The sequence below is a fragment of the Brenneria sp. hezel4-2-4 genome (assembly GCF_013155275.1).
In the GTDB taxonomy this organism is placed as follows: domain Bacteria; phylum Pseudomonadota; class Gammaproteobacteria; order Enterobacterales; family Enterobacteriaceae; genus Brenneria.
On the sequence record NZ_JABJXS010000006.1, the window covers coordinates 35,564 to 47,418 of the forward strand.

10 protein-coding genes are annotated in these 11,855 nt (G+C 52.9%); 4 read left to right on the plus strand and 6 right to left on the minus strand.

Going from position 1 to position 11,855, the window contains the following annotated elements; genetic code table 11:
* Positions 1 to 129 precede the first annotated feature (129 nt).
* The 3 genes from aceF to pdhR all read right to left on the minus strand — a co-directional run bounded on the left by aceF (position 130) and on the right by pdhR (position 5,317).
* Positions 130 to 1,734, minus strand: a complete 1,605-nt coding sequence (aceF, locus tag HOY33_RS13260; RefSeq protein ID WP_172290696.1) for a pyruvate dehydrogenase complex dihydrolipoyllysine-residue acetyltransferase — start codon at positions 1,732 to 1,734, stop codon at positions 130 to 132.
* Between the two features lie 14 nt (positions 1,735 to 1,748).
* Positions 1,749 to 4,412: a pyruvate dehydrogenase (acetyl-transferring), homodimeric type gene (gene aceE / locus HOY33_RS13265; RefSeq protein WP_172290697.1), complete on the minus strand. Its 2,664-nt coding sequence runs from the start codon at positions 4,410 to 4,412 to the stop codon at positions 1,749 to 1,751.
* A gap of 140 nt (positions 4,413 to 4,552) precedes the next feature.
* Positions 4,553 to 5,317, minus strand: coding sequence for a pyruvate dehydrogenase complex transcriptional repressor PdhR (gene pdhR, locus HOY33_RS13270; RefSeq protein ID WP_172290698.1), 765 nt, complete (start codon positions 5,315 to 5,317; stop codon positions 4,553 to 4,555).
* A gap of 652 nt (positions 5,318 to 5,969) precedes the next feature.
* Here pdhR and HOY33_RS13275 point away from each other — a divergent pair.
* A complete protein-coding gene (locus HOY33_RS13275) occupies positions 5,970 to 7,328 on the plus strand; it encodes an amino acid permease (protein ID WP_172290699.1) in 1,359 nt (452 codons plus the stop codon).
* Between the two features lie 221 nt (positions 7,329 to 7,549).
* On the opposite strand, the gene ampE is transcribed toward HOY33_RS13275, so the two are convergent.
* From ampE to HOY33_RS13290, 3 genes are read right to left on the minus strand one after another with little or no spacing between them, the layout of a single operon-like run.
* A complete protein-coding gene (gene ampE / locus HOY33_RS13280) occupies positions 7,550 to 8,404 on the minus strand; it encodes a beta-lactamase regulator AmpE (RefSeq protein ID WP_172290700.1) in 855 nt (284 codons plus the stop codon).
* A complete protein-coding gene (gene ampD, locus HOY33_RS13285) occupies positions 8,401 to 8,976 on the minus strand; it encodes a 1,6-anhydro-N-acetylmuramyl-L-alanine amidase AmpD (protein WP_172290701.1) in 576 nt (191 codons plus the stop codon). Before ampD ends, ampE begins: the two co-directional genes overlap by 4 nt.
* Positions 8,948 to 9,211: a hypothetical protein gene (locus HOY33_RS13290; RefSeq protein WP_172290702.1), complete on the minus strand. Its 264-nt coding sequence runs from the start codon at positions 9,209 to 9,211 to the stop codon at positions 8,948 to 8,950. Before HOY33_RS13290 ends, ampD begins: the two co-directional genes overlap by 29 nt.
* A 183-nt stretch (positions 9,212 to 9,394) precedes the next feature.
* On the opposite strand from HOY33_RS13290, the gene HOY33_RS13295 reads away from it, so the two are divergent.
* The 3 genes from HOY33_RS13295 to ppdD all read left to right on the plus strand — a co-directional run bounded on the left by HOY33_RS13295 (position 9,395) and on the right by ppdD (position 11,853).
* Positions 9,395 to 10,258 (plus strand): nucleoside-specific channel-forming protein Tsx, encoded by an 864-nt coding sequence (locus HOY33_RS13295; RefSeq protein WP_172290703.1) that lies wholly within the window; start codon positions 9,395 to 9,397, stop codon positions 10,256 to 10,258.
* Between the two features lie 41 nt (positions 10,259 to 10,299).
* Entirely contained in the window at positions 10,300 to 11,190 is an 891-nt protein-coding gene (gene nadC / locus HOY33_RS13300; protein ID WP_172290853.1) for a carboxylating nicotinate-nucleotide diphosphorylase, read from the plus strand.
* Between the two features lie 216 nt (positions 11,191 to 11,406).
* Positions 11,407 to 11,853 (plus strand): prepilin peptidase-dependent pilin, encoded by a 447-nt coding sequence (gene ppdD / locus HOY33_RS13305; RefSeq protein ID WP_172290704.1) that lies wholly within the window; start codon positions 11,407 to 11,409, stop codon positions 11,851 to 11,853.
* Positions 11,854 to 11,855 lie beyond the last annotated feature (2 nt).

An 11,855-nucleotide genomic window follows, 5' to 3' on the forward strand; every position in this document is an offset into this window, starting at 1 on the left:
CGCTGTAGTGTACAAAATCGTTAACAATTTTGAAACAACAAGCGACTAACGATTTGTCCTTAATCACTGATAGCTGTAGCAAACGACAGCTTACCAGAAAAAAGCCGGCCGTCAGGCCGGCTTTTTCGATTACATCACCAGACGGCGAATGTCAGACAACATATTGTTGATGATGGTAATAAAGCGCGCACCATCAGCACCGTCAATGACACGGTGGTCGAAAGACAGAGAGATCGGCATCATCAGACGCGGCGTAAACTCTTTACCATTCCAGACCGGTTCCATCGCCGACTTAGACACCCCCAGGATAGCCACTTCCGGCGCGTTGACAATCGGCGCGAAATGCGTCGTACCCAGGCCGCCGATGCTGGAGATGGTGAAGCATCCGCCCTGCATTTCGCCCGCGGTCAACTTACCGTCACGCGCTTTCTTAGAGATAGTCATCAGTTCGCGGGACAGCTCGATGATGCCTTTCTTGTTCACGTCTTTGAACACCGGAACCACCAGCCCATTAGGCGTATCCACCGCCACGCCGATATTGATGTATTTCTTCAGCGTCAGTTTCTGAGCATCTTCAGACAGCGAACTGTTGAAACGCGGCATCTGCTCCAGCGCATAGGCAACGGCTTTCATGATGAAAACCACCGGGGTGATCTTCACATCCAGTTTTTTCTTCTCTGCTTCCACGTTCTGCTGTTTACGGAACGCTTCCAGATCGGTGATATCCGTTTTGTCGAAATGCGTAACGTGCGGGATCATCACCCAGTTACGGCTGAGGTTGGCACCGGAGATTTTCTGGATACGTCCCAGCTCGACTTCTTCAATTTCACCGAATTTGCTGAAGTCCACTTTCGGCCACGGCAGCATGCCTGGCAGACCGCCGCCGGTAGCGGCAGGCGCGGACTCGGCGCGTTTCACCGCGTCTTTCACGTAAGCCTGAACGTCTTCGCGCAGGATCCGCCCTTTACGCCCGGTTCCCTTCACTTTCGCCAGATTCACGCCGAATTCACGCGCCAGACGACGGATAACCGGCGTCGCGTGAACATAGGCGTCATTTTCGGCAAACTCGCCCTTGCCTTCCGCTTTGGCGGCTGGCGCAGGAGCAGCGGCGGCTGGTTCTTCTTTCTTCGCCGGGGCGGCATCCTGCTGACTGGCCGCCGGAGCGGAAGCCGGGGCGGCGCCTTCAACTTCAAACACCATGATCGGCGAGCCGGTTTTCACTTTGTCGCCGGTGTTGATTTTGATTTCTTTCACCACGCCGGCGAACGGCGCCGGCACTTCCATCGACGCCTTGTCGCCTTCAACGGTGATCAAAGACTGCTCGGCTTCAACGCTGTCGCCGACTTTAACCAGCACTTCGGTGACTTCGACTTCGTCATCGCCAATGTCCGGTACGGCAACATCTTTACTGGCGCTGGCGGCGGCGGCGGCCGGTTTGGCCTCTTCTTTCGGCTCTTCTTTCTTCTCTTCAGCCTTGGCGGGCGCGGCATCGGCCGCGCCGTCGGCGGAATCGAAAATCATAATCAGCTTGCCGGTTTCCACTTTATCGCCGACGGAAACTTTGATCTCTTTTACTACACCGGCCTGCGGAGAAGGCACTTCCATAGAAGCCTTATCGCCTTCTACGGTGATCAGCGACTGTTCAACTTCAACCTTGTCGCCTACCTTCACCAACACTTCGGTGACTTCAACTTCATCTGCACCGATGTCCGGTACCTTGATTTCGATAGCCATGTAATCTTTACCTCTTATGCCAGACGCGGGTTGACTTTATCTGCATCGATATCGAATTTGACGATAGCGTCAGCAACCACTTTCTTATCGATTTCACCGCGTTTAGCCAGTTCACCCAGAGCCGCAACCACGACGTAAGACGCATCCACTTCAAAGTGGTGACGCAGGTTCTCACGGCTGTCGGAACGGCCGAAACCGTCAGTGCCCAGAACGCGATAATCGCTGGCCGGGATGAAGTTACGAATTTGCTCGGCAAACAGCTTCATGTAGTCGGTTGAGGCTACGGCCGGCGCATCGCTCAATACCTGCGCCACATAAGGCACGCGAGGTTCGTCGGCCGGGTGCAGCATATTCCAACGCTCGCAATCCTGACCATCACGCGCCAGCTCGGTGAAGGAGGTGACGCTGAATACATCGGAACCGATGCCGTAATCTTTCGCCAGAATCTGCGCGGCTTCACGCACGTGGCGCAGGATAGAACCGGAACCCAGCAGTTGGACCTTACCTTTGCCGCCTTCGACCGTTTCCAGCTTATAGATACCCTTACGGATACCCTCTTCCGCACCCTGCGGCATCGCCGGCATGTGGTAGTTTTCATTCAGCGTGGTGATGTAGTAGTAGATGTTTTCCTGCGCTTCGCCATACATACGATGCAAACCGTCATGCATGATGACAGCGACTTCGTAAGCATAGGCCGGATCGTAGGAAATACAGTTCGGGATCGTCAGCGACTGAATGTGGCTGTGGCCGTCTTCATGCTGCAAGCCTTCGCCGTTCAGCGTGGTGCGGCCCGACGTACCGCCGATCAGGAAGCCGCGCGCCTGTTGGTCGCCTGCCGCCCAGCACAGATCGCCGATACGCTGGAAGCCGAACATCGAGTAGTAGATGTAGAACGGGATCATCGGCAGGTCGTTAGTGCTGTAAGACGTCGCCGCCGCCAGCCAGGATGAACCGGCGCCCAGTTCGTTGATCCCTTCTTGCAGAATCTGGCCTTTTTCGTCTTCTTTGTAGTAAGCAACCTGCTCACGGTCCTGCGGGGTGTACTGCTGACCGTTCGGGCTGTAGATACCGATCTGACGGAACAGACCTTCCATACCGAAGGTACGCGCTTCATCGGCGATGATCGGAACCAGACGATCTTTGATCGACTTGTTTTTCAACATCACGTTCAGGACGCGGACGAAAGCGATAGTGGTGGAAATTTCTTTGTTCTGCTCTTCCAGCAGCGTGCTGAAATCTTCCAGCGTCGGCAGTTCCAGTTTTTCACTGAATTTCGGCAAACGGGTCGGCAGGTAGCCTTCCAACGCCTGACGGCGTTCGTGCAGGTATTTGTACTCTTCGGAGTCTTTATCGAAAGTGATAAGCGGCAGTTTTTCGATGTTATCGTCGCTAACCGGCACATTGAAACGATCGCGGAAGTAACGTACGCCTTCCATGTTGATTTTCTTGACCTGGTGAGCGATGTTTTTACCTTCAGCCGCATCACCCATACCATAGCCTTTAATGGTATGCGCCAGAATAACGATCGGTTTGCCTTTGGTTTCCTGCGCTCTTTTCAGAGCGGCGTAGACTTTCTTCGGATCGTGACCGCCACGGTTCAACGCCCAAATCTGGTCGTCGGTCCAGTCTTTGACCAGCGCCGCCGTTTCAGGATATTTACCGAAGAAGTGCTCACGCACATAAGCGCCGTTTTTGGATTTGAAAGTCTGGTAGTCGCCGTCAACGGTTTCGTTCATCAGTTGGACCAGTTTACCGCTGGTGTCTTTACGCAGCAGTTCGTCCCAACGCGCGCCCCAGATAACCTTGATCACTTCCCAGCCGGCGCCGCCGAAAATGCCTTCCAGTTCGTTAATGATTTTACCATTACCGGTAACCGGGCCATCCAGACGTTGCAGGTTACAGTTGATAACGAACACCAGATTGTCCAGTTTTTCGCGGGTGGCGATAGTGATCGCCCCTTTGGATTCCGGCTCGTCCATTTCACCGTCGCCCAGAAACGCGTAAACGGTTTGCTTAGACGTATCTTTCAGACCGCGATGTTCCAGATACTTCAGGAACTTAGCCTGATAGATGGCGCCGATCGGCCCCAACCCCATCGAAACGGTCGGGAACTGCCAGAATTCCGGCATCAGTTTGGGATGCGGGTAAGAAGACAGACCTTTACCGTGAACTTCCTGACGGAAGTTGTTCATCTGCTCTTCGGTCAGACGGCCTTCAAGGAAAGCGCGGGCATAAATGCCGGGAGAAATGTGGCCCTGGAAGTAAACCAGATCGCCGCCGTCCTGCGCGTTACGCGCGCGGAAGAAGTGGTTGAAGCACACTTCATAGAAGGTTGCGGAAGACTGGAAAGACGCCATGTGGCCGCCCAGATCCAGATCTTTTTTCGACGCGCGCAGCACGGTCATGATCGCGTTCCAGCGGATCGCGGAGCGAATACGTCTCTCCAGATCCTGATTACCTGGATAGTCCGGCTCGTCTTCCACTGCGATGGTATTGACGTATTGGCGAGCGGCACTGCCAGCGGCAACGCTCACTCCGCCTTTGCGCGCTTCGCTCAATACCTGATCAATCAGGAACTGAGCGCGCTCAACACCCTCTTCACGGATGACCGATTCGATCGCCTGCAGCCAGTCGCGGGTTTCGATCGGATCCACGTCATTATTTAAACGATCTGACATGGTTATTCCTTATCTTCTCTAATAAGTTAGTTTGTTGGAGCCTGTCTTCTTGCGCTCTGCCGTATAGCTATAAGTAAAGCACATGAAGACAGGCTCATCGTCGTAGTCGCCGCATTCAGCGTCCCAACCAGGTAGGACGCTCAATCCTTGCGCTGCTGGAGCCGACGCAGCGATCTTTCGCGCCGACTATTTTCCCGGTTAAGATCCAGCAATACTTCCTCAATAAACGCCAGATGGCGGTGTGATGCCTCGCGCGCCTTCTCGGGCTCACGGGCAACAATCGCCTCAAAAATTCCAGCGCGATGAATGCTCACCTGCGCCAGCACTTCCCGGCTTAGATAAAGCAATTCAAAATTCTGTCTCACGTTCTGTTCCAGCATCGGCCCCATGCAGCGCAGCAGATGCAGCAGCACCACATTATGCGTGGCCTCGGTGACCGCAATCTGATACTGCATAACCGCTTCCGACTCGGATGCTAAATCCCCCGCATCTCTGGCCTGCTGAATGGCCTCATGACAATCCCGGATACGTTGCAAATCTGACTCTGTGCCACGTAACGCGGCATAATAGGCCGCAATACCTTCCAGCGCGTGGCGGGTTTCCAGCAGATCAAATTGTGATTCGGGATGATTACTCAGTAATTCCGCCAGCGGATCGCTGACGCTTTGCCAGAGATTGGCCTGAACGAAGGTGCCGCCGCCCTGACGGCGCAAAAGTAATCCTTTGGCTTCCAGACGTTGAATGGCTTCTCTCAGAGAGGGGCGGGAAACATCGAACTGTTTGGCCAGTTCGCGCTCCGGAGGGAGCTTCTCGCCGGGGCGCAGAGTGCCCTCAAGGATCAGAAATTCCAGTTGCTGCTCAATCACATCTGACAGTTTGGGCTGACGGATTTTGCTGTATGCCATGGTGGATTCATCTCTGCGAATAGCGCGGAGTCAATTGGTAATACCAATTTCAAAAACGTGACGCTAAAGTAACAAAGTATTCACCTTCTGTCCATAAGGACGTGGGGTAAAATCACCAATCCCACCATATTTTAACAAATGCACGAAAGATATACGGCAAAGTGATAGGGCGCCAGTGGTATTACCATTAATCCTCTTGCGTATGTTTTAACTTTTATGAAACCTAAAGCAGGCAATGCTGAACCGTTTAAATAACCAATAATTGAATTTAAATTCAAAATAAATGAATTTTTATGAAAATATGCATTTGAGGATAATGCTGTGGCCTGGTGCAATTCGTGCACAGAATTGGGCAAGTTCACCGGATGGTAAGAAAAGACATCGTGAAAGAGTAAAGGTAAAAAAAGAACGCCCGACGTTATCAGGCCATCGGCTGAGGATTTATGGGCGAGACATTGATGTCGTTATAATTATTCTTTACTGACCCGTAAGAAATCAGTGCAATCTTGTTTGCTTGCCACTATTCTCTGACCAACGATAGATGTCGGATAATATTAGCCAGCATCTCATCGTAAAAATAAAATTACACCAACGTAAAAGAGTTAATACAACTGAGCTTATGATCGGCTCACAATGGCAGAGGGTAAAATTGATGGATGATCAACAACAGGATGGAGCACTCAAGCGTGGCTTGAAAAACCGTCATATTCAGTTGATTGCCCTGGGTGGCGCGGTCGGTACCGGGCTTTTTCTCGGGATCGCTCAAACAATCAAAATGGCTGGGCCGTCAGTCATTTTAGGGTACGCCATCGGCGGGCTGATCGCCTTTCTTATCATGCGTCAACTGGGGGAAATGGTGGTAGAGGAACCGGTGGCAGGTTCTTTCAGCCACTTTGCTTATAAGTACTGGGGAAATTTCGCCGGTTTCGCCTCCGGCTGGAACTACTGGGTGTTGTACGTGCTGGTTGCCATGGCGGAACTGAGCGCGGTGGGTATTTATGTCCAGTATTGGTGGCCCGATATTCCCACCTGGGTTTCCGCCGCCGTTTTCTTTCTGGTGATTAACGCCATTAATCTGGCGAACGTCAAAATTTACGGTGAAATGGAATTCTGGTTTGCCATCATTAAGGTGGCGGCCATTATCGGTATGATCGTCTTTGGCGGCTGGCTGTTGATCAGCGGCACAGGCGGCCCGGAAGCGACGGTCACCAACCTGTGGGCGCAGGGAGGGTTCTTCCCGAACGGCACCACCGGCCTGGTGATGGCAATGGCGGTCATCATGTTCTCATTCGGCGGACTGGAGCTGGTCGGCATCACCGCCGCTGAAGCTGATGACCCGCAAAAAAGCATTCCACGGGCAACCAATCAGGTTATCTACCGTATTCTGATCTTCTATATCGGTTCTCTGACCATTCTGCTGTCGCTGTACCCATGGGGTAAAGTGGTCGAAGGCGGCAGCCCGTTTGTGATGATCTTCCATGAACTGAACAGCAATGTGGTGGCGACCGTACTGAACATCGTGGTGCTGACCGCCGCGCTGTCGGTGTACAACAGCTGTGTGTACTGTAATAGCCGCATGTTGTACGGTCTGGCAAAACAGGGCAACGGCCCTAAAGTGCTGAAAACGGTCGACAGCCGCGGCGTACCGGTGGTTGCCATTGGCCTTTCGGCTCTGGCTACCGCGCTCTGCGTACTGATCAACTACCTGATCCCAGGCAAGGCCTTTGCGTTGTTGATGGCGCTGGTGGTTTCCGCCCTGGTGATCAACTGGGCGATGATCAGCCTTGCCCACCTGAAGTTCCGGGCGAAAAAAGACAGCGAAGGCACCGTAACCAAGTTTAAAGCGCTGTTTTATCCGCTGGGCAACTATCTCTGCTTGTTATTCCTGGCGGGGATTCTGGTCATCATGTACCTGACGCCGGAGATTCAGATTTCCGTGCTGTTGATCCCGGTATGGCTGGTTATTCTCGGCATCGGTTACTTTATCAAACAGAAAAATCAACGCCGTTAAGGTTTCATCCGACTGTTACAATGGCCGATGTTTTATCGGCCACTCAGACCGTTGACAAAGCCCGTTATTAGGGAGAGCGTGGCGAGGGGCCGTAGCGGCGTAAGCCGCCGGAGCGCCCCTCGGTACGGTAGGCCCGGGTATCTCAGGCTTACAGACGACTTTGTCAGCAACCTCAATGGCCGATATCTATCCGCCATTTTTCATTTCTGCCGCAGTAAGATTTATACCAGCGCGCCGTAAATCGTCAGTAAAGCCACCACCACCACCAGCGCCAGCGTCACCTTTTTCGCCAACGTCACCGCCGCCTTCGGCGTTTCGACCGGATCGATATGCGGTTCTCGCGCCAGCGAAAATTGCGCCAGTTGAGTCAACACCCAATATTGTGAATTGCGATAGTCTCCCAGAGAAGCAAACCAGGCCGGTAATGCCTTCTCGCCGTGTCCCAGCAGCGCGTAGACCACGCCGGCCAAACGTACCGGGATCCAGTCAAGCCAGTGCAACAGGCTATCAACCCCCGACTGCGCGCGCGCCAGCGGCGTATGATGACGCGCCAGCCAGGTCTGCCGGGCACGCAAAAAAGCATAGCCGGCCACGGCGACAGGACCATAAGGGCCTGCCACGGTAAACCAAAACAGCGGAGCTAAATAAAACCGGAAATTAATCCATAACAAGGCATTTTGTAGCTCTTTCAAGCGTTCACTTTCTCCGGTGCCGACCGGTAAACCGTGGATCAAGGCTAACTCCGCCGCCATTTCCTGACTCGCGTCCTGTTCGCCGCGCTGGGCCGACTGAAGATAGCGGCGATAGTGCTGACGAACATTCCCCGCGCCAATACACATCATGCCGATCAAAATCCACAGCAGTAACAGAATAAGACCGAATAAAATCCCCTCCGCCAGCCACAACACGGCGGCCACAGCCCCCATACAGCACAATGTCAGAAACAGGGTCTGAAATAAGGACGGAGAAGGCAGATGACGAAACACGACTTCAAGACGGTGATCCAACTGCCAATGCTCGCCTTGTTTAAACAGACGTTCCCACGCCAATACCAGCAACAATGTAAACAGCGTCATCGGGTTATGCTCCCTTTGTTCTTTATCCGGCCATCCTGTATCAGGCGGAGATATAAATTCCAGTCAAAAACCGGCCCGGGATCGGTTTTCCGCCCCGGCGCAATATTGCTGTGTCCGGTAATTCGGGACGGTGTAATCGGGTAAGCGCTGACCAACAGCCGGGTTATCGCCGCCAACTGATGATATTGTTCAGTAGTAAAAGGTAGCGTATCCGTTCCTTCCAACTCGATGCCTATCGAAAAATCGTTACACCGCTCACGGCCCTCAAAACAGGAAACGCCCGCATGCCAGGCGCGCTGATTAAAGGAAACGTATTGAATAATCTCTCCATCCCGGCGAATTAGACAGTGTGCGGAAACCCGCAAATGGCTGATGTCGGCGAAATAGGGATGAGCGGAAGGATCGAGCGTCGCGGTAAATAATTGGTCAATATACGGGCCGCCAAATTCGCCAGGCGGCAGACTGATGTTATGGATCACCAGTAATGAAGGCGCTTCACTGTCCGGGCGGCTATCGCAATGGGGGGAAGAAAGGTGTTTTATCTCAGATAACCAGCCATTTTCCAAAAGCATCGGCGGTAACCTCGCATTGTGTCGTTTGCCGGCTGAATAAGGTGCAATTCATCAGAGCTGTTTTTAACAAAAATGCCTCTGCCACCAGAGTAGCATGTTTCTCAACATCATAACTAACCAATTGGATATAAAAAGGTTTATTGTTTTCCTGCTCATTAATGCCACGACCAGCGCATCCTGAATGCGGCGATCGTTTAATGCCCCCCGCCCGCATGACCTCTTTTTTCTTCCTCAATAAAATTGAGATCCATATCACAATATCAATGCAAGATTACGAGCTTATTAAGTAATTTACGTGCACTGAATCACTTTTTATTTAAAATAACAATTTGCAACAATCACTAAATTTTTAGTTATTACAAAAACTTATTTTACTCGTTCCAACATCACAACACATTTCGCCAACTCGGTAATTAACATGAAGAAAACTCTCGCCGCAGGCGCTTTGCTCGCCTTGTCCTACAGCGTTCCGGCTCTCGCCGACGAAAATAAAGCAGAATATCTTTCTGACTGGTGGCACCAGAGCGTCAACGTCGTGGGCAGTTATCACACGCGCTTCGGGCCACAGTTGAACAACGATGTCTATCTGGAATATGAGGCGTTTGCCCGTAAAGACTGGTTCGACTTTTACGGCTATGTCGACGTGCCGAAATTTTTCGGCACGGGAAATTCAACCAACAGCGGCGCCTGGGACGATGGCTCGCCGTTGTTTATGGAAATTGAACCGCGCTTTTCCATTGATAAACTGACGGGCGCCGACCTCGGCGTCGGCCCGTTCAAAGAGTGGTACGTCGCCAACAATATCATTTACGACCACGGCCGCAGCAGTGATTCCCGGCAAAGCACCTGGTATATGGGATTAGGCACCGATATCGATACCGGTACTGACTTATCGCTTTCTGCCAATATCTATGCCAAATACCAGTGGAAAAACTATGGCGCGGGCAATGAGAACGAATGGGACGGCTACCGGGTTAAAGTGAAATACTTTTATCCGTTAGGAACGATGTGGGGCGGCAACGTTACCTATATCGGCTTCACTAACTTTGACTTCGGTTCGGATCTGCGCAATCAGGATGGCCGCGCCCGTACCGGTAACGCGATCGCCTCCAGCCACGTTCTGGCGTTGGGTTACGACCACTGGCACTATTCCGTCGTCGCCCGTTATTTTCACAATGGCGGACAATGGGCGGACGGCGCTGAACTGGATTTTGGCAAAGGCCCGTTTGAAGTGAAATCAACCGGCTGGGGCTATTATCTGGTCGTGGGTTACAACTTTTAAGGGTAACATATAACCCCGAATCCCCTTTCGGAGTTTTTGTGATGACAACGCGCCGCTACAGTCAGGAACAGCGCCAAACCGACCTGCTCGATCGTATTGCGCAGGATATTCCCGCCAGCGTCAGGTTGGCGTTAAGTGAAGATTTGGGCGGCGTTGTCGATGCCGCCCGGGACATTACCGCACACCTGTTGCCGGATAATAATCAGGCGCAGGCCCGGATTATCACCCGCGAGGCTGGGATCTTCTGCGGCAAACGCTGGCTTGAGGAAGTATTTTCCCAGCTTGGCGATGCAACATCCATTCGCTGGCAGGTTGCCGACGGCGATGCCATCGCCCCAAACCAAACGCTGTGTGAAATTACCGGGCCGGCAAGACAGCTTCTGACCGGAGAGCGTACGGCGCTGAATTTCCTGCAAACTCTTTCCGGCGTGGCAACCGAAGTCGGCCGTTACGTCGCATTATTGGCAGGAACCGGCACGCGTCTTCTCGACACCCGAAAAACCCTTCCCGGGCTGCGAACCGCGCTGAAATATGCCGTTTCTTGCGGCGGGGGCGGCAACCACCGGCTCGGCCTGTCCGATGCGTTCCTGATTAAAGAAAACCATATCATCGCGGCAGGCTCCATCCGGCAGGCGGTGGAAAACGCTTTTTTGCTGCGCAGCGACGTGCCGGTGGAAGTCGAAGTGGAATCGCTTGATGAACTGCAACAGGCGCTGGACGCCGGCGCCGACATCATCATGCTGGACAACTTCAGTCTGGAAAAGATCCGTGATGCGGTAAGCCTCACGCGCGGCCGGGCGCTGTTGGAAGTATCGGGCAACGTGACGATAGAGACCTTACGCGGCTACGCAGAAACCGGCGTGGACTATATTTCTGTCGGCGCATTGACCAAGCATGTCCGGGCGCTGGATTTATCGATGCGTTTTCTCTGAATCGCTCTGTCGGCCCGGGGAAACTCGGGGCCGATTCCCCTCTTCCTTTCATTTCCCGCACCGACAGAGATTGCCAAACCGCTCGCAAAAACCCCTGAACAAACGGCAAATTATAAAACCTTTTCCGAGACGCTTTCCTGTTTTAACCCATTCCTGTCGCCAGCCATCATCAGGTTTTCTATCCTGCCGGCATGCATCACAACAGGGGGAAAGCACATGCAAAAACAACAGGGATTTACGCTCATTGAGCTGATGATCGTCATTGCGATTGTCGCCATCCTCAGCGCCATTGGCGTGCCGGCGTATCAGGGGTATCTGCAAAAAGCGGCCTTGACCGATATGCTGCAAACGTTGGCGTCCTATAAAACAGCGGTAGACCTGTGCGGATTGGAGAACGCGGCGTTCTCCTCCTGCAACGCCGGAAGTCAGGGAATACCCGCCAGCCAAACCTCACGCTATGTCAGCGCGGTCAGCGTTAAGCAAGGCACGATCGCTTTAACAGGCCAATCTACGTTGCAAGGTTTGAGCGTGGTGCTGACGCCGGTATGGAATGCGCAAACCGGCTCATCACGCTGGACAAAAAACTGCGTCACCGAGAACCAGGCAGACAGTCTGCAATCCGCCTGTCAGGATGTTTTCCGCTTTGATAACACGGCGGATTAATC

Bases quoted from the DNA above. Each gene is read 5' to 3' on its own strand.
- HOY33_RS13295 (WP_172290703.1), top strand. From the start codon at position 9,395: ATGAAGAAAACTCTCGCCGCAGGCGCTTTGCTCGCCTTGTCCTACAGC.
- HOY33_RS13275 (WP_172290699.1), top strand. From the start codon at position 5,970: ATGGATGATCAACAACAGGATGGAGCACTCAAGCGTGGCTTGAAAAAC.
- aceE (WP_172290697.1), bottom strand. From the start codon at position 4,412: ATGTCAGATCGTTTAAATAATGACGTGGATCCGATCGAAACCCGCGAC.
- nadC (WP_172290853.1), top strand. From the start codon at position 10,300: ATGACAACGCGCCGCTACAGTCAGGAACAGCGCCAAACCGACCTGCTC.
- ampE (WP_172290700.1), bottom strand. From the start codon at position 8,404: ATGACGCTGTTTACATTGTTGCTGGTATTGGCGTGGGAACGTCTGTTT.
- pdhR (WP_172290698.1), bottom strand. From the start codon at position 5,317: ATGGCATACAGCAAAATCCGTCAGCCCAAACTGTCAGATGTGATTGAG.
- ampD (WP_172290701.1), bottom strand. From the start codon at position 8,976: ATGCTTTTGGAAAATGGCTGGTTATCTGAGATAAAACACCTTTCTTCC.
- ppdD (WP_172290704.1), top strand. From the start codon at position 11,407: ATGCAAAAACAACAGGGATTTACGCTCATTGAGCTGATGATCGTCATT.
- aceF (WP_172290696.1), bottom strand. From the start codon at position 1,734: ATGGCTATCGAAATCAAGGTACCGGACATCGGTGCAGATGAAGTTGAA.